At 67.2% G+C, this 17,122-nt stretch carries 15 protein-coding genes; 6 read left to right on the top strand and 9 right to left on the bottom strand.

Annotated features, from left to right (window positions below; genetic code table 11):
- Nucleotides 1–8: 8 nt before the first annotated feature.
- Both B141_RS0102135 and B141_RS45215 read right to left on the bottom strand, forming a co-directional pair.
- Nucleotides 9–695: a hypothetical protein gene (locus tag B141_RS0102135; RefSeq protein WP_020573522.1), complete on the bottom strand. Its 687-nt coding sequence runs from the start codon at nt 693–695 to the stop codon at nt 9–11.
- Complete coding sequence (locus B141_RS45215; protein ID WP_020573521.1) at nt 692–1,654, bottom strand: ABC transporter ATP-binding protein; 963 nt, start codon at nt 1,652–1,654, stop codon at nt 692–694. The genes B141_RS0102135 and B141_RS45215 overlap by 4 nt, the downstream gene beginning before the upstream one ends.
- A gap of 65 nt (nt 1,655–1,719) precedes the next feature.
- Between B141_RS45215 and B141_RS0102125 the strand changes: the two genes are divergently transcribed.
- From B141_RS0102125 to B141_RS52655, 6 genes are all read left to right on the top strand, one after another.
- Entirely contained in the window at nt 1,720–3,102 is a 1,383-nt protein-coding gene (locus B141_RS0102125; RefSeq protein ID WP_020573520.1) for a type I glutamate--ammonia ligase, read from the top strand.
- Entirely contained in the window at nt 3,099–4,268 is a 1,170-nt protein-coding gene (locus B141_RS0102120) for an amidohydrolase family protein (RefSeq protein ID WP_020573519.1), read from the top strand. Before B141_RS0102125 ends, B141_RS0102120 begins: the two co-directional genes overlap by 4 nt.
- Before the next feature lie 159 nt (nt 4,269–4,427).
- Nucleotides 4,428–4,814, top strand: a complete 387-nt coding sequence (locus B141_RS45210; RefSeq protein WP_157180736.1) for a YbaB/EbfC family nucleoid-associated protein — start codon at nt 4,428–4,430, stop codon at nt 4,812–4,814.
- A 392-nt stretch (nt 4,815–5,206) separates the two neighbouring features.
- Entirely contained in the window at nt 5,207–5,671 is a 465-nt protein-coding gene (locus B141_RS48945) for a hypothetical protein (RefSeq protein WP_157180735.1), read from the top strand.
- A gap of 35 nt (nt 5,672–5,706) precedes the next feature.
- Complete coding sequence (locus tag B141_RS48940; RefSeq protein WP_157180734.1) at nt 5,707–5,952, top strand: hypothetical protein; 246 nt, start codon at nt 5,707–5,709, stop codon at nt 5,950–5,952.
- Between the two features lie 59 nt (nt 5,953–6,011).
- On the top strand, nt 6,012–6,518 hold the full coding sequence (locus B141_RS52655; protein ID WP_420313568.1) for a DUF6318 family protein: 507 nt from the start codon (nt 6,012–6,014) through the stop codon (nt 6,516–6,518).
- 287 nt (nt 6,519–6,805) lie between these two features.
- Here B141_RS52655 and B141_RS0102105 read toward each other — a convergent pair whose 3' ends face one another.
- The 7 genes from B141_RS0102105 to B141_RS0102070 all read right to left on the bottom strand — a co-directional run bounded on the left by B141_RS0102105 (nt 6,806) and on the right by B141_RS0102070 (nt 17,073).
- The gene (locus B141_RS0102105) at nt 6,806–7,471 is read right to left on the bottom strand and encodes a hypothetical protein (RefSeq protein ID WP_157180733.1); all 666 of its coding nucleotides are present in this window, start codon (nt 7,469–7,471) and stop codon (nt 6,806–6,808) included.
- On the bottom strand, nt 7,456–7,968 hold the full coding sequence (locus tag B141_RS48935; protein ID WP_157180732.1) for a hypothetical protein: 513 nt from the start codon (nt 7,966–7,968) through the stop codon (nt 7,456–7,458). The genes B141_RS0102105 and B141_RS48935 overlap by 16 nt, the downstream gene beginning before the upstream one ends.
- A 208-nt stretch (nt 7,969–8,176) precedes the next feature.
- Nucleotides 8,177–9,661, bottom strand: a complete 1,485-nt coding sequence (locus B141_RS0102090; protein WP_020573513.1) for a glutamate synthase subunit beta — start codon at nt 9,659–9,661, stop codon at nt 8,177–8,179.
- Entirely contained in the window at nt 9,654–14,183 is a 4,530-nt protein-coding gene (gene gltB, locus B141_RS0102085; RefSeq protein ID WP_051113935.1) for a glutamate synthase large subunit, read from the bottom strand. The genes B141_RS0102090 and gltB overlap by 8 nt, the downstream gene beginning before the upstream one ends.
- A gap of 321 nt (nt 14,184–14,504) precedes the next feature.
- Nucleotides 14,505–15,506 (bottom strand): prolipoprotein diacylglyceryl transferase, encoded by a 1,002-nt coding sequence (gene lgt, locus B141_RS0102080; protein WP_020573511.1) that lies wholly within the window; start codon nt 15,504–15,506, stop codon nt 14,505–14,507.
- A gap of 52 nt (nt 15,507–15,558) precedes the next feature.
- On the bottom strand, nt 15,559–16,323 hold the full coding sequence (locus tag B141_RS38510; protein ID WP_020573510.1) for a DsbA family protein: 765 nt from the start codon (nt 16,321–16,323) through the stop codon (nt 15,559–15,561).
- Nucleotides 16,324–16,389: 66 nt separating this feature from the next.
- Nucleotides 16,390–17,073 (bottom strand): SCO family protein, encoded by a 684-nt coding sequence (locus tag B141_RS0102070; protein ID WP_020573509.1) that lies wholly within the window; start codon nt 17,071–17,073, stop codon nt 16,390–16,392.
- Nucleotides 17,074–17,122 lie beyond the last annotated feature (49 nt).

The raw sequence follows: 17,122 nt of genomic DNA, 5'->3' as shown, positions 1-17,122 counted from the left end.
TGCCTGCGTCATGTGCGGCCGCGCCGCAGGGCCGCATATCCGGCCAGGAGCACCACGATCCACGCGGCGGCATGCGCGGTCACCAGGCCGATCGCGGCGAGCTCACCTGGGCGTTCGATGTGGGCCGCCGCGAAGAGCTGGGGCACGAGCCACCGCGGTACCGCTGCCTCACGTGAGCCGAACACCAGCACGGCCACCGGAGCCGCGACCAGGATCATCGCGGCCCAACCGGCGGGCCGCACCACCACTCGGCTCGCCAGAGCACCGACACCCACGGCGCAGCCGGCGGACAGCAGGTGGATCCAGAGACCGAACGCGAGCCAGGGCGCCAGCGGCCCGCGCACCTGCAGCGCGCCGATGGCCAGCGGGATGAGAATGGCCGCCAGGATCGCCGGCACCGTCGCCGCGCCCGCGGCCAGCAGACCGGCAAGGAGTTCTCGCCGGCCCGAACCCACCGCGAGCCTGGCCAGCATCCTCTGCTCGTCGGGTTCGGTGTCGAGGAGGAGTTTGGTCTGCCAGCCGAACACCGCGAAGAGCAGCGTGGCCGAAAAGGCGTACGCCTGGTTGGGGACCGCTCGACCGCCCGCGTGCGCGCCCAGGATGAGCGCCAGCGTGGCGAGGAGAGGCATCCAGGCGCGCTGGCTCCGGACGTAGGCCAACAGCCGCATCCGGGCCAGCGCGAGGGTGCGGGTCATGACTCACCTCGCACCGCGCGTACGTCGTACCCCGCCGCGCGCAGCGACGCGACCACGCTGGGCGAGTCAGACGCCTGGACCACGACCTCGATGACGTGCCGGCCCGGCGGCGTTGTGGTCACGCCGCCCTTGACGGGCGCCACACCTACGGCCGGGCCACTGCTGGCCGGCATGTCGGTGCTTATGGTCGCGTTCGGCTCCTCGTTCGCTTCGCGAGCGGCTCGTTCCTCGCCGACCACTCCGCTCACTCGCTCGCCGAGCCGCTCGAAGCTTGTGGTCGCGTTCGGCTCCTCGTTCGCTTCGCGGGCGGCTCGTTCCTCGCCGACCACTCCGCTCACTCGCTCGCCGAGCCGCTCGTTCACCTGCCCCTCCTCGACACCGAGCCGGCGTACCGAACCCAGATCACCCGACCGACCGCGGTGGTCGGTAATGAGGCAGATACCTCCGGATGCGACCTGCTCGGCGACGAGCGCGGGGATCTCCGCCTGGCTCGGGGCGTCCAGACCTTCCCACGGCTCGTCCATGATCAGCAGGCCGGGACGCGGCAGGAGGGCCTGTGTCAAGGCGACCTTGCGCTGGGTGCCCTGGGACAGGGAGCGAAGTGGGGTACGGAGGAACGGCGCGAGATGGAGGCGTGCGGCGAACGCCATGATCCGCGCCTCCGCCACCGCCTCGGTCAGTCCCTGGACCCGGGCCATCGCCTGGAGGTAGTCGCGGACGTCGAACGGCTGTCCGGCCGGGAATCGCTCCGGCAGCCAGCCCACCACCGCGGGACGATCCCGGACCTGCCCGCGACCGGCGCGCAGGAGTCCGGCCGCGACCCGGAGAAGAGTCGACTTCCCGGCCCCGTTACGTCCGGTGATCACGACCGTTTCACCGGGCCGCAACTCGACATCAACGCCGCGGAGCACCCACAGACCGCCGCGGTGATACCGCGCGTAAATGTCGATCAGCCGCACATCCGGCTTTCTATCAGACCCGTGTGTGGCTTGCCCGGCACGTGAACGACGGGAAGGATCCGAGTATGGACCCGGCCTTCGATATCGGCGACCCTCGAGGTCGCCGGCACGCCCGCGCCAAGGAACTCGCCTCGCAGCTCGCCCTCCGCCACGTCTCCGCCATCGCGTTGACCTGGGTCGACAATGCCGGCATCACGCGGGTCAAGACGGTGCCCACCAGAAAACTTCTCGACGCCACCGACTGGGGCGTCGGAATGTCACCCATTTTCGATGTCTATGCCGTCGATGACTCCATTACGACCAGCACATACATCGGCGGACCAGTCGGCGATCTGCGGCTTTATCCAGACCTCGACCAGGTCACCGCCCTGGACGCCCAGCCGGGGTGGGCCTGGGGACCGGTCGACCGGCGAACCCAGAACGGCGAGGTCTATCCGGCCTGCCAGCGTTCCTTCGCCCGGCGGATGGCGGCGGCAGCGGTCGAACGCGGTGTGTCGTTCCAGATGGCGTTCGAGGTGGAGTGGTTCGTCGGGCACGAGACGGAGGAAGACGGCGTGACGCCGGCGTGCAGCGGGCCGGCGTACGGCATGACCCGGGTGATCGAGCTGACCGACTACATCCACGACCTACTCGAGTCCCTCGCCGCCCAGGGCGTACCCGTCGAGCAGTTCCATCCTGAGTACGCGCCCGGCCAGTTGGAACTCTCAGTGGCACCGACCGATCCCGTGGGCGCGGCGGACCGGCACGTCCTGGTCCGCCAGACGATCCGGGCGGTGTCGGAACACTACGGCTTCCGGGCCTCGTTCGCGCCCGTCGTGACACCGGGCATCACCGGCAACGGACCGCACCTGCACCTGTCGGCCTGGTCCGCCGGCCAGAACCTCTTCACCGGCGGACCGGGTGTCTACGGACTGACCGAGCCCGGGGAATCCTTGCTGGCGGAGGTTCTCGACCGGCTGCCCGCGCTCTGTGCGATCACCGCACCCAGCGCTGGCAGCTACCTGCGACTGGTCCCCCAACAATGGGCGGCGCCCTACCAGTGCTGGGGGCGGGAGAACCGCGAAGCCGCACTGCGGTTGGTGACCGGGACCGCGGGCTCGGAGCACGTCGCGGCCAACGTCGAACTGAAGTGCGTCGACGGAAGCGCCAACCCATACCTCGTGGTCGGATCTGTGCTGGCCGTCGCCGTTGCCGGCCTTGATCGCGGGCGCACGCTGCCGCCTGAAGTGACGGTCGACCCGTCCACACTTCCCGAAGCTGAGCGGCCGCCCCGCCTCCCCCGCTCCATCCCGGAGGCGGTCGAGCGGCTTTCGGCTGACGAGGTGATCGGCGCCGCGATGGGTGAGCCTCTTCTGCATGCCTTTCTTGCGGTCCGTAGGGCCGAAGCCGAGATCTTCGCGCATTCGACCGAGGCGGAGATCGCCGCCGCGACACGGTGGGCGTATTGACCTTCTCGGACGGCCCAACCGGCGTTGCCCAGGACACCGGCGGCGTACCTCTCCCTGCTGCGTTGGTCGACGGGCACTGCCACTCGGTGGTGGCGGCTTCGCTGGAGCGTGCGGAGTTCGAGCTGTTCCTTACGGAGGCGGACCGGCCGGCGCCGTCCGGCGTGTCGTACGCGGATTCGCCGCTGGGGTTCGCGGTACGCCGATGGTGCGCGCCGATCCTCGGCCTCGCGCCGGGTGCGCCGCTCGAGGAGTACCTCGCCCGCCGGGCGGAGCTTGGCCCCGATGAGGTACGCGTACGGCTGCTGGCGGCCGCTGGGTTGTCCCATCTGCTCGTCGACACAGGCATCGGTGGCGCGGGCTTCGCCTCGCTGTCAGACCTGGGCGTCGCGGCATCAGCGGAGGTACGCGAGGTTGTCCGCCTGGAATCAGTTGCCGAGCGGCTGGCGTTGTCTGGCGTACGCGCGGACGATTTCGCCTCGGCCTATTCAGAGGCGCTTCGCGAGGCCACCCGCGATGCGGTCGCGGTGAAGTCGATCCTCGCGTATCGCCATGGATTCGCGGTGGAGCCGGTCCGCCCGTCCCCCACCGAGGTAGCGGTCGCCGCTCGCCGCTGGCTCGGCCCTCCATCCCTGGAACCCGAGCGCTGCCAACCTCGCCTTGACGATCCGGTGCTGTTGCGGTTCATCCTGTGGTGCGGCCTCGATCTGGGACTCCCTCTCCAACTGCACACGGGTTTCGGCGACCGCGACCTACGCCTGGCCCGCGTCAACCCGTCCTTGCTCCAGGGCCTCGTCGAGGCGGCGGAACCGCTCGGGACGCCGATCGTCTTGCTTCATTGCTATCCGTACCATCGCGAGGCCGGCTGGCTGGCTGCCGTTTATCCGAACGTTTATGTCGACGTGGGGCTCACGCTGTCACATGTCGGGGCGCGGGCAACCGCAGTGCTGGCGGAGTTCTGCGAACTGGCGCCGTTCGGGAAACTGCTGTACTCAAGTGACGCGTACGGCCTGGCGGAGCTTTATGCGGCGGGCGCATCGGCTTTCCGGCAGGCGCTTGGCGCGCTGCTCACCGAATGGTGGCGTTCCGGAGCTCTCACCGCGAACGACGCCGAACGTATGGGTGTCCTGGTCGGCGCTGAGAACGCCCGCCGCCTCTACCAGCTCTAACGTCAGCGACTCGTCTTGCAAGCAGATCTCCGCAAACGCGGCGGGCGGGTCTCAACGATCCGAGTCATCCACAGGCGCGCACTCAACGAGATCATCGGACCTCCGATCTGCCATAAGATGCAGCACTATGCGCCAATCAAGTCACGGAAAGTGGATGACGTGGATCTTGAGAAGCTGTCCGCGCGCCTAGAGGGGATGCGCGGGAGGCTCGCGGACGCACGGGCCACACTCGCGGGTGCGACGTTCAGCGGTCAGTCCGACGACAAGCGGATCACTGCCACCGTGAACTCGGCCGCGCACCTGGTGGGTTTGAAGATCGACCCGCGGATCTTCCGTCTACCTGACTCTGAGGGGTTGGCCGAGGCGATCCTGCTCGCCACCCAGCGTGCCCGGGACGGCGCCAGTACAACTGCCAACGATCTACTCCAGAGCGTTCTGGGGCCTGCCGTCAACGTCGACAAACTCAACTCGGGCGAGGACATAGAAGACATGATCAAGAGCGCGGGCAGACATCTCTCCACCAACGAAGGGCCTAACGAAAGGTAGATCGGCACTGATGGGAGAACCTAACCAGGTAAAAGTCGCGACCAACGCGCTACGCGAGTACGCAAGGTATCTCCGCGGCTGTTACGACACACTGGAAACACTCAGGAACTCGCTCGGCGGGGGTCGACTCCCACTTGGCGCCTGGGGTGTGTACGGCGTAATCGGAGTCCGGACTGACTCCAAACGCCCCGACCATACAGATCCAGCTGTTAAGCCGGCTCCTGCCAACCTGAGAGCCTACAAAGAAGCATATGAAGCGGCGCACACTGCTGCGATGCGACGCCTTATGCGCCTACGCATGACTTATAGCGACACTGCTGCCGCGTTAGAATTCGTTGCGAACCGCTACGACTCCGCTGATCTACGCAAGAGAGGCCAGGCGGGAGGTTCCAATGAGCGATGACCGGCCGCGTGTTTGGGACATGCCTGTATGCAAACGTCTCGAAACCGAATTCATCGAAAACGGATATGGACAGGTAGTTCTTGCGGTCGACGCCCATGTTGGGGTTGACACCACCGCAATGAAACTTGCGGCACTTCACGCCTACGGGATGTCACGACAACTGGACAATGAAATTATTCAGTGGCCTGACGGCCTCTTCCCTGACCTCGATCCCAATAGCTGGATTATCGGGAATGCGCCAGTCCCAGTGGAACTAGTCGAGATAGCCAAGACCATGTACCACCGCATGTTGGAAACCGTCCAGCTTGAATGGGAAGGCGAGGCCTACGAAGCGTTTAAAACGTATTGCCAGGCGCTCAGCAAGGCGACCGAGGAACGACTCGCCTACGTAGGCTCGGCGACTCTCTTTGGGACGTCGCAGAGGCTCTTGAACAAGGAAGGGTTGAAACGATAGGCGCTATTGTAGGCACGGCCAGCATTATGGAATCAATGTACGGCCTCGGCGAGGCCGTGACTGAGCGAGCGAAACTCGGCCTAATTCTAGCCGCGGCCAGCAGTATCCTGGATATATTTGGCGCAGTCGAGGAATATAACGAAAATGCTGCCAGACTCGCAGCAGCGGAATCGCAAGCAACCGTACTAATCGAAAGTCCCAAAGTGATGCCGTTGGACGAACCACTGGACAAGTTGCCGGACTTTCCCGATGATCTCAACGACTGGGACATAAGAAGTTGAAGACATCCAAACCATTTCCTCCACACCCCCGGCTAACGGGGGCGACATTGCTCGCCGCCGTGGTCTTTGGTGCGCTCCAAGCGTGCGCAGGCCCTCCAGTCAAGCCTGAACCGCCGTCTAGCCGCCACGCTTCGACGACCGAGCCCACTCTCCCGACTCTCCCTGAGACAGCCAAGACCAAGTCTCTCGCTGGCGCGAAAGCATTTGCTCTGCACTATTACGAGGCCTGGAGGTATGCCTACGAGAGTAAGGATTGGAAGCAACTGCGAGAGCTCAGCATGTCGAACTGCCGGCAGTGCCGAGACCCTTGGTCGGCGCCTCCCGGGCCATTCCTCGACGGTGCGCCTGCCATCGAAGAGCACCAAGGACACATAGCGGGAGACAAGGCGTTGTTTGCGGTAAGGAGAACATCCCCCTCAGGCGCCATGTGGGTGCCGACGCCAGGGGCCAGCCCGACGCCATGTTCCAATGAGAACTGGTCCGACGAATTCGAACTCCGCTACCGCGACGGCGGTTGGAAGGTAGTCGAGATCAGAATTGACCCGGTTATCGAGTGCAATGGATGATCGGTCCGATGACGATGAAACATCGACATCAGTTCACGGGCGTGAGTTCACGACATGTTCGCTTCGGTAACCGACTGCCCGCCGCCGCACCCGGCGCAGCCGTGGCGGCCGGCTATTCACTTACGGGCCCACAACCATCGCACATTCCCAACACTCAGACCGGTCGTTCCACTCCCATCCCAAAGCCGACCTTGCCAGCGATGTCTGAAGCTGCACGAGAGCAGTCCGTCGAGGGAGCCAATGCCTTCGGCGGCCGGAGCGGGATAACTCTTCTCAGTGAAGTGCCTTCATTGGTCGGACACTGGATACGGACCGCCCACCGCCTTGAGGCATCCACATGCAGGGTCTCCCTTGAGATCCCAGATCTGGGTCCCACCAGCCCGCCCATAGCTGAAATCCAGCGTGACACCGTACGCCGACTCGAATCTGGCGAGCTTAGCCAGTCCCTTGTAGAAGGAATCCGTCGAGGGTTGCGATGTGTCAGCATTGAACGCGTTCTCGATCAGCGACATCATGTCGCACGCTTCGAGCAACACCGGGACCTGAGGGTCTTCGAGAGCGCTGGCGTCCTCCGCCGATATACACGCCTTCGTGGCGGCGGCGTCCGGTAGCGATGCGACAGTTGAGGTTGCGTCGCCATTAACGGAGTAGGCGCCGAGCCAGGAGACCGCGAAGACCTGCTCCGCAGGATAGTCCAACGACGAGATCATCCAGTCTGGTTGGACGCTGGCCACGGTGCCGAGGCGCGGCGTGTAGTTTTGCGCGACCATGGCCTGAACGATGCCGGTCAAGCTGGAGGCGTCGTCGAACAGGAGAACGTGGTCGACCTTCTCACTCTTGAGCCGACGGACCAGTGAGTTGATCTCTGCCTCTGTATCCACCCCCTCCGTCACGACAATCGGTTCCAGAATTCGGGCCTTTAGGAGCAGTTCCCTTGTCAGAATGGTTCGCACCGCGGTGTCGAATTCCCCACCTGGATTGAGACCGCGACCTGTCGTGCGCCATCGAAGAAACCTTGAGCGCTCAGCCGTTGGACCAGCACGCGACCCGCCGTCACATCCCCCATCGCGTACGGCGCCACCACGTCACGCGTGTCGGCCAGGTTGGTCGTATTCACCAGGCGGTCTGGAATGAAGTTGATGCCGCGAACCGAGCTCACACAGCCGGCACGCTCCAGCCGGCCGAAGGCGCCTCCACGGTCCGTCGGCTGAATGGCGAAACTGGAGTGCTCACGAACGCCGACCGCGCAGACCTCCTTCAACTGATCATCTGCACGCTGCTCGTCGCCCCCAAGTGCGTCTAACGCCCAAATCGGCTTGACCGCTCGATTGGCGATGCCACCTGCGGCATTCCTTCGGTCGATGATCTTTTGCAAGGCCGGCTGGACTGGGCCGTGGCTTTTGGATCCCCCCGACCGCTCGTCTGCCGAGGCGAAGAAGCTGACGGTCATCGACGAGTCAGTGAACCCGAGTGATCCATCGGCGGGTTTCAAGCTTGGTTCGTCGGAGCTGGTCTGCCGGGTCGTGGATTGGCACGCTGCGAGCACCAGCAGCGCCGCGGTAGTCAAGGCCCGATGACCCGGGTTACCTGTCAGAGGTTTCTCGGCCTCTTAGCCGTGAAACCTCTGACAAAGCCGCCACAACGAAGCCGTGCGCCAACTACACCGTCAGCGGGCGTTCGGTTGGTCTGATCGGCGCGGGCAGGGCCGTCTCGCCGTCGCGAAGCCACCCGTCAACACCCGCCGCGCAGGCCCGACCCTCCGCGATCGCCCAGACGATCAGCGACTGACCGCGACCCGCGTCACCGGCCACGAAGACACCTGGCGCGCTCGTAGCGAAAGACCCGTCCCGCTTGATGTTGCCCCGCTCGTCGAGCTCCACGCCGAGCTGTTCGAGAAGGCCGTCGCGCTCCGGGCCGACGAAGCCCATCGCCAGCAGCACCAGGTCGGCCGGGATCTCCTCCTCGGTACCCGGCACCGGCTCGAACCGGCCGTTGTTGAAGGCCACCTCGACCAGCTTCAGCGCCCGCACATGCCCAGACTCGTCGCCGAGGAACTCCTGCGTCGACACGGCGTACTTCCGCTCGCCGCCCTCCTCGTGCGCACTCGAGACGCGGAACACCATGGGGTACGTCGGCCAGGGCTGATGTGCCGGCCGGTCGTCGGTGGGCTGCGGCATGATCTCCAGCTGCACGACGCTGGCCGCGCCCTGCCGGTGCGCGGTGCCCAGGCAGTCGGCACCGGTGTCGCCACCGCCGATGATGACGACGTGCTTGCCCGTCGCCGTGATCTGCTCGGGCACCTCCACGCCGTGCGCGACCCGGTTGGCCTGCGGGAGGTACTCCATCGCCTGATGGATCCCGACGAGCTCACGACCCGACATCGGCAGATCCCGCGGGATCGTCGAGCCCACCGCGAGAACGACCGCGTCGTACCTCGCCTTCAGGTCGGCACCCGTCACGTCGACACCGACGTTCACCCCGGCGCGGAAGATCGTGCCCTCCCGCGCCATCTGGTCCAGCCGTCGGTCGACGAGCCGCTTCTCCATCTTGAACTCCGGGATGCCGTAGCGCAGCAGCCCGCCGATCTTGTCGGCCCGTTCGTAGACCGCGACCGTGTGCCCGGACCGGGTGAGCTGCTGGGCGGCGGCCAACCCGGCCGGACCCGACCCGACCACGGCGATCCGGCTGCCGGTGAGCCACTCGGGAGGCTGCGGCGTCACCCACCCCTGGTCCCAGGCGCGGTCAATGATCGAGACCTCGACGTTCTTGATCGTCACCGCACCGCCGGAGGTCGCCTCGTTGATCGCGAGGACGCAGGCGGTCTCACACGGCGCCGGGCACAGCCGCCCGGTGAACTCCGGGAAGTTGTTCGTCGCGTGCAGGCGTTCGATCGCGGCCCGCCAGTCGTCCCGCCAGACCAGGTCGTTCCACTCCGGGATGAGGTTGCCGAGCGGGCACCCCTGGTGGCAGAACGGAATACCGCAGTCCATGCAGCGGCCAGCCTGTTTGGTGATGATCGGCAGCAGGGCCCCTCCGATGCCATCACCGGGGTAGACCTCGTTCCAGTCCCGCAACCGCTCGTTGACAGGACGCCGCCGCGCTCCTTCGCGCGGCGTGGTCAGGAAGCCCTTCGGGTCAGCCATGTGAGGCCTCCATGATCGCCTGGTTGACGTCGCGTCCTTCAGCTTCGGCACGCGCCCTTGCGGCCAGCACCCGCTTGTAGTCCTGCGGCATGACCTTCGTGAACCGCTCGACCGCGACCTGCCAGTCGGCCAGCAGCGCCTCGGCGACCGGCGACGCGGTCTCCTCGGCGTACGCCGTCACCAGCGAGTGCAGGAGTTCCTTGTCGTCGGGCGTGAGCGGGTCGAGGTCGACCATCTCCTGGTTGACCCGGCCCACCTTCAGGTCGAGGACGTACGCCGCGCCGCCCGACATGCCGGCCGCGAAGTTGCGGCCGGTGCCGCCGAGCACGACGACGGTGCCGCCGGTCATGTACTCGCAGCCGTGGTCACCGACACCTTCGACGACCGCGGTCACACCGGAGTTACGGACGCAGAACCGCTCACCCACCTTGCCCCGGATGAAGAGCTCGCCCGACGTGGCGCCGTAGGCGATCACGTTGCCGGCGATGATGTTGTCCTCCGCCACGAACGTCGCCGTTCGGTCGGGGCGTACGACGATCCGTCCACCCGACAGCCCCTTGGCGAGGTAGTCGTTGGCGTCGCCCTCGAGCCGCAGGGTGATCCCGTGCGGGATGAAGGCGCCGAACGACTGCCCGGCCGACCCCACGAACGTCAGGTCGATCGTCTGGTCGGGCAGGCCCGCGCCGGCGTACCGCTTGGTCAGCTCGTGGCCGAGCATCGTGCCGACGGTGCGGTTGACGTTGCGGATCGGAAGCTGGGCACGGACCGCCTCGCCCTTGTCGAGAGCGTCCCGGGCCAGCTCGATGAGGTGGTTGTCGAGCGCCTTCTGCAGACCGTGGTCCTGCGTCGTGACCGCGCGCCGGGCCGTGCCGGCCGGGATCGCGGGAACGGCAAGGATCGGGCTGAGGTCGAGGCCCGCGGCCTTCCAGTGGTCGACCGCCTTGGAGATGTCCAGCATCTCCGCGTGACCGATCGCCTCGTCGAGAGTACGGAAGCCGAGTTCGGCGAGGTACTCCCGAACCTCCTGCGCGATGTACTCGAAGAAGGTGACGACGAACTCCGGCCTGCCGGTGAACCGCTTGCGCAGCTCGGGGTTCTGGGTCGCGACCCCCACCGGGCAGGTGTCGAGATGGCAGACCCGCATCATCACGCAGCCCGAGACGACCAGCGGCGCGGTCGCGAAGCCGTACTCCTCCGCCCCGAGCAGCGCCGCGATGACGACGTCCCGGCCGGTCTTGAGCTGGCCGTCTGTCTGGACCACGATCCGGTCGCGCAAGCCGTTGAGCAGGAGCGTCTGCTGGGTTTCGGCCAGGCCGAGCTCCCAGGGCGCGCCCGCGTGCTTGAGCGAGGTGAGCGGGGCCGCACCGGTGCCGCCGTCATGGCCGGAGATGAGCACCACGTCGGCGTGTGCCTTCGACACCCCGGCCGCGACCGTGCCGACGCCCACCTCCGCGACCAGCTTCACATGCACCCGCGAGGCGGGGTTGGAGTTCTTCAGGTCGTGGATGAGCTGGGCGAGGTCCTCGATGGAGTAGATGTCGTGGTGCGGCGGCGGCGAGATCAACCCCACGCCGGGCGTCGAGTGCCGCGTCTTGGCAATCCACGGATACACCTTGTTGCCCGGAAGCTGGCCGCCCTCGCCCGGCTTGGCGCCCTGCGCCATCTTGATCTGCAGGTCGGTGGCGTGGGTGAGGTACTCCGAGGTCACCCCGAACCGCCCGCTCGCGACCTGCTTGATCGCGCTCCGCCGCTCCGGGTCGTGCAGACGCTCGGGGTCTTCGCCACCTTCGCCGGTGTTGGACCGGGCGCCGAGGCGGTTCATCGCGACGGCCAGCGTCTCGTGCGCCTCCGCCGAGATCGAGCCGTACGACATGGCGCCCGTCGAGAACCGCTTGACGATGCTCTCGACCGGCTCTACGTCCTCGATCGGGATCGGCGGGCGCTCGCCGTACTTCAGCGCGAACAGGCCCCGCAGGGTCATCAGGCGTTCGGACTGCTGGTCGACCCGCCCGGTGTACTGCTTGAAGATGTCGTACCGCTGCTGCCGGGTCGAGTGCTGCAACCGGAAGACCGTCTCGGGGTCGAACAGATGCGGCTCGCCCTCGCGCCGCCATTGGTACTCACCGCCGATGGTCAGCCGGCGGTGCGCGGGCACGATGCCGTCACGGGGGTACGCCGTCACGTGCCGGCGGCGTACCTCCTCGGCGATCTCGTCGAGCCCGACGCCGCCGAGGCGGGAGGTGGTGCCCGTGAAGTACCTGTCAATGACGCCTTGCCCGAGCCCGATCGCCTCGAAGATCTGGGCGCCGGTGTAGGACGCCACTGTCGAGACGCCCATCTTGCTCATGACCTTGAGCACGCCCTTGCCGAGCGCCTTGACGAGGTTGCGGACGGCCTTCTCCGGCTCGATCCCGGCGAGGAAGACCCCTTCGCGGACGAGATCCTCGACGCTCTCCATCGCCAAGTACGGGTTGACAGCGGCCGCGCCGTACCCGATCAGCAGCGCCATGTGGTGCACTTCGCGGACGTCGCCGGCCTCGACCACCAGACCCACCCGGGACCGCGACTTCTCGCGGATAAGGTGGTGGTGGACGGCACCCGTCAGCAACAGCGACGGAATCGGCGCGAGCTCGGCGTTGGAGTGCCGGTCGGACAGGACGAGAATCCGCGCTCCGGCAGCGATCGCCTCGGACACCTCGGCACAGATCTCGTCGAGCCGGCGGGCGAGTTCGGCGCCGCCACCATCGACGCGGTAGAGACCCTGCACGATGTGCGCGGCGTACCCAGGGAAGTCACCGTCGCGGTTGACGTGGACGATCTTGGCCAGCTCGTCGTTGTCGAGCACCGGGAACGGCACCACGATCTGGCGACACGACGCGGAGCCGGCGTCGAGGAGGTTGCCCTCCGGGCCGATGGTGCCCGACAGCGAGGTGACCAGCTCCTCGCGGATCGCGTCCAGCGGAGGGTTCGTCACCTGGGCGAACAGCTGGGTGAAGTAGTCGAACAGCAGCCGGGAGCGGCTCGACAGCACCGCGACCGGGGTGTCGCTGCCCATCGACCCGATCGGCTCGGCGCCGGCCTTCGCCATCGGGGCGAGGATGACCCGCAGCTCCTCCTCGGTGTAGCCGAACGTCTGCTGGCGGCGGGTCACCGACTTGTGGGTGTGAACGACGTGCTCCCGAGGCGGGAGGTTGTCGAGCCGGACGAGGCCGGCGTGCAGCCACTCGTCGTACGGCTGCTCGCTCGCCAGGCGCCCCTTGATCTCCTCGTCCTCGATGATGCGGTTCTCCGCGGTGTCGACGAGGAACATCCGGCCGGGCTCGAGCCGGCCCTTGCGGATGATGGACTTCGGGTCGAGGTCGAGCACGCCCACCTCGGACGCGAGCACCACCAGACCGTCGTCGGTCACCCAGTACCTACTCGGGCGCAGGCCGTTCCGGTCAAGAACCGCACCCACCTGGGTGCCGTCGGTGAAGGTCACGCAGGCCGGACCGTCCCACGGCTCCATCAGGCAGGAGTGGAACTCATAGAACGCCCGGCGCTTGGCGTCCATCTCGGCGTGGTTCTCCCACGCTTCCGGGATCATCATCAAGACGGCGTGCGGGAGCGAGCGGCCACCCATCTGGAGGAGCTCGAGCACCTCGTCGAAGCGCGCGGAGTCGCTGGCGCCCGGCGTGCAGATCGGGTACAGCCGTTCGAGATCGCCCGGAATGAGATCGCTGGCGAGCATCGCCTCGCGGGCCCGCATCCAGTTCTCGTTGCCCATGACGGTGTTGATCTCACCGTTGTGGGCGACGTAGCGGTACGGGTGGGCGAGCGGCCAGGACGGGAACGTGTTGGTCGAGAACCTCGAGTGGACGAGCGCGATCGCGCTGGCCACCCGGCGGTCGGACAGGTCAGGGAAGAACGGCTCCAGCTGCTCGGTGGTGAGCATGCCCTTGTAGACGATGGTCCGCGCCGACAGCGACGGGAAGTAGGCGTCGGTCTCGTGTTCGGTGCGCTTGCGGAGCGCGAAGGCACGGCGTTCGAGCGCCATATCGGCGACCGGCGTGCCGTCGGCGTTCTGGCCGGAGACGAACACCTGCCGGAAGCGCGGCATCACCGCCCGCGACGTCTTGCCGAGCAGCTCGGGCACCACCGGGACATCACGCCAGCCGAGGACCGTCAGTCCCTCCTCGGCGGCGAGCTCGCCAATCCGGCGAACGACCGAGGTGTCGGATTCGTCGTCATCGGGTAGGAACGCCGTACCGACCGCGTACTCCCCTCGTGCGGGCAGCGGGAATTCGCAGACCGCACGGAAGAACGCATCGGGGATCTGCAGCAGGATGCCGGCTCCGTCGCCAGAATCGGGTTCGCTGCCAGACGCACCACGATGGTCAAGGTTGCGCAGCGCCGTGAGGGCGTGGTCAACGATCTGGTGGCTGGGCTCGCCGCTGAGCGTCGCGACGAAGGCGACGCCGCAGGCATCGTGCTCGAACCGCGGATCGTAGAGGCCGTGCGGCGGCGGGGGCGTTCCGCGCATGTGGATACTCCCGTCGTCGAACTCGCGTTTGGACACGCTCGAGGGACGACGTTGGCCCTGGCGATTGCATGCAGGGTAGCGGATGGGATCACCATGGCCCAGGGACGAGAGTCCCGGGACCAATGTGTGCCACCCGCTTGGGTGCAGACTCAGCGACCGGCTCCTCCCCCACCCGGCCGACAAAACGCCCGACGACACTCGCGCCGGACGCTCATCAACGACCTGTGGCTACGTGGCCATTGTGCGTCGTCTCCCCAGCTATTGTGCATGCTTCCGGCGACTTTCGGCGGTGGGGGTCCGCCTGGTGGGATCAGGCCGGGCTCACGAAGGCCGGCGAGGGTGCCCGGTCTCCCCGCCGGTGGCGGGGTGTTCGGCCACCTCGGCCGGCGGACGGTCCTGCGGCACGCTCTCGGCGTCCTGCTTCGTACCGCTCTCCGCGCCCACCTCTGGGGTGCCTGCCTCTGGGTCGGTATCTGCCGCGTCGGCCACCACCTCCGCGGCCGGCTCGACGACCTCCTCGCGCCCCGGACGCAGCAGCGCCGAGATCAGGAGGTAGGCGACCGCGAGGAGGAAGACCACGAGTGAGGTCCAGAGGTTGAGTCGCAGGCCCAGGATGTGGTTGACGTCGTCGATCCGGAGGTACTCGATCCAGCCTCGACCCAGGGTGTAGCCCGCGACGTACAGCGCGAAGGCGCGTCCGTGCCCGAGCTTGAAACGACGGTCGGCCCAGATGACGAGGCCGGCAACTCCGAAGGTCCAGAGGAATTCGTACAGGAAGGTTGGGTGGAACGTCGCGTACTGCCCGTATCCGTCCGGGCGGTGGGCGGGATCGATCCGCAGTCCCCACGGCAGCGAGGTCGGCGCACCGAACAGCTCCTGGTTGAACCAGTTGCCCCACCGGCCGATCCCCTGGGCGATCGCGATGCCCGGCGCGACGGCGTCAGCCATCGCCGGGAGCGGGATGCCGCGCCGGCGACAGGCGATCCACCCACCGAGGGCGCCGAACGCGATGGCACCCCAGACGCCCAGTCCGCCCTCCCAGACGGCGAAGGCACGCATGGGACTGCGGCCGGGCCCGAAGTAGAGCTCGTAGTCGGTGGCGACGTGGTAGAGGCGAGCACCGATCAGTCCGAACGGCACGGCCCAGACCGCGATGTCGACGACGGTGCCGGCCCGGCCGCCGCGGGCGATCCAACGCCGGTTGCCCAGCCAGATCGCCACGATGACGCCCAGGATGATGCAGAGGGCATACGCCCGAAGCGGCACCGGGCCAAGGTGCCAGACCCCCTGGGACGGGCTCGGGATCGCCGCGAGGTTGATCATGTGCCGGGACTACTCCTCGGTGAGTACGGCCTTCCGCACGGACACTACCGGGTTATTGGCTCTTGGCGAGCGCACTGTCAATGGCAAGTTGCAGAGCGGTTGCACTCGTGTCGTCCGGGTCCAGCTCCTTGCCATTGACGAGGACGGTGGGAGTTCCCGAAACGCCCCGATCTGTCCCGGTAATGGTCAAGGAACGCACCCAGTCGGCGTACTTCTCGCCGCGGACACAGGAGCGGAACGACGAGGACGTGAGGCCGAGCGACTGGCCGAGCTGGACCAGCTGGTCGTTGGTCCATTCCTGGCTGAAGTTGGCATACAACGCGTCGTGCATCTCCCGCGCCTTACCGTCATTGGCGGCGCAGGCGAAGGCGTTCGCGGACAGCTGGGTGGGCCGGCCGAACTGCGCGAGCGTCAACGGGTAGTAGACGACCCGCACCCGGCCGCCGTCGACCTGCTGCTTGAGCATCTCGGTGGCCTCGAGCTCGAACTCCCGGCAGTGCGGGCAGGAGAAGTCCTCGAACAGCTCGACCACGACCGGCGCGTCCGCCTTGCCTACCCCGATGCCACTGCCCACGCCGGGCGGCTTCGGACTGGCGGTCGACGCGCCCGCGGCACCCCGCGCCACGCCTGCCGGGAAGGCCGCATTGGTGTCGACTCGCGACCGCTGCCACCCGACCACGCCCACGATGGCGACGATGATCACTCCCACGCCGACCGCGATACCGATCCGCAGGAGGGTCTCGCGGCGCCGCTGCGCCGCCGCCTGGCGCTCACGCTCGGCCCGAAGTGCGTCCCTACCGCTGGACTTCTTAGCCATCCCTCGCTCCGCTTTCCTGCTCCCCCGCGAGCCCTTCCGCCCGCGGATCCCCGTTGGGTGCCCGGGTCACCTGGATCCGCCGTCCGCCTGTCCACGCACCAACTGGGTGATGTCGTGCCGGAGGTCGTCGATCGGTGTGTCCGGCAACCACAGAACCTGACCGGTCGGCTGACCTGATGGTGCGGTGCCGAACCCGATCACCTGAGCGCCGTGCCCGACTTCGTACCCGCCACCCGGAAGCTTGTGCGTGCCCTCGAGCGGGACGTCGAGCGCACGGGCCGTCTTCTCGATCACCGACAGGCTGCCGGTGAGGCCGACGAACGCCGGATCGAACCGGTCGAGGTAGCGCCGGATCCGCGCGGGCGTGTCGCGACCCGGGTCGGTGGTCACGAAGAGGACGTCGACCTGTGCCCGAACGGACGAATCGACCCGGCGCAGCGCCTGCGCGAGGTCGGCGAGCACGGTGGCGCAGACGTCTGGGCAGTTGGTGTAGCCGAAGAAGATCAACGTCGCTGGCTTGCGCGCCGCCGCGGGAAGGCGGAACGTGCGCCCGGCGGTGTCGACAAAGGTCGCCGACGGCATCGCGTAGGGATGCGGCGGCACCGCACCGAGGAAACCGCTCGGGTCGGCGGTGCGGTGGATGATGACGCCGGCCGGATTGTCCGGCTCGCTCGTCGGCCCGCTGCACGAGGTACCCCCGACGGCGGCGGCCACGGCGAGTCCGGCCGCCAGCAACCTACTACCGGTCACGACAGGACAAACCGCGCCAGGCCGGTGGGAGTTCCCGAACTCCGGCGAT

It is taken from the genome of Actinopolymorpha alba DSM 45243 (assembly GCF_000373925.1).
GTDB classification, from domain to species: Bacteria; Actinomycetota; Actinomycetes; order Propionibacteriales; family Actinopolymorphaceae; genus Actinopolymorpha; species Actinopolymorpha alba.
This window is presented reverse-complemented; position numbering and strand designations above follow the sequence as displayed.

What these genes read in the sequence shown, in the direction of transcription:
- lgt (WP_020573511.1), bottom strand. Translation starts at nt 15,506, where the DNA reads ATGATCAACCTCGCGGCGATCCCGAGCCCGTCCCAGGGGGTCTGGCAC.
- B141_RS38510 (WP_020573510.1), bottom strand. Translation starts at nt 16,323, where the DNA reads ATGGCTAAGAAGTCCAGCGGTAGGGACGCACTTCGGGCCGAGCGTGAG.
- B141_RS0102090 (WP_020573513.1), bottom strand. Translation starts at nt 9,661, where the DNA reads ATGGCTGACCCGAAGGGCTTCCTGACCACGCCGCGCGAAGGAGCGCGG.
- B141_RS48935 (WP_157180732.1), bottom strand. Translation starts at nt 7,968, where the DNA reads ATGACCGTCAGCTTCTTCGCCTCGGCAGACGAGCGGTCGGGGGGATCC.
- B141_RS0102125 (WP_020573520.1), top strand. Translation starts at nt 1,720, where the DNA reads ATGGACCCGGCCTTCGATATCGGCGACCCTCGAGGTCGCCGGCACGCC.
- B141_RS0102135 (WP_020573522.1), bottom strand. Translation starts at nt 695, where the DNA reads ATGACCCGCACCCTCGCGCTGGCCCGGATGCGGCTGTTGGCCTACGTC.
- gltB (WP_051113935.1), bottom strand. Translation starts at nt 14,183, where the DNA reads ATGCGCGGAACGCCCCCGCCGCCGCACGGCCTCTACGATCCGCGGTTC.
- B141_RS48945 (WP_157180735.1), top strand. Translation starts at nt 5,207, where the DNA reads ATGAGCGATGACCGGCCGCGTGTTTGGGACATGCCTGTATGCAAACGT.
- B141_RS48940 (WP_157180734.1), top strand. Translation starts at nt 5,707, where the DNA reads ATGTACGGCCTCGGCGAGGCCGTGACTGAGCGAGCGAAACTCGGCCTA.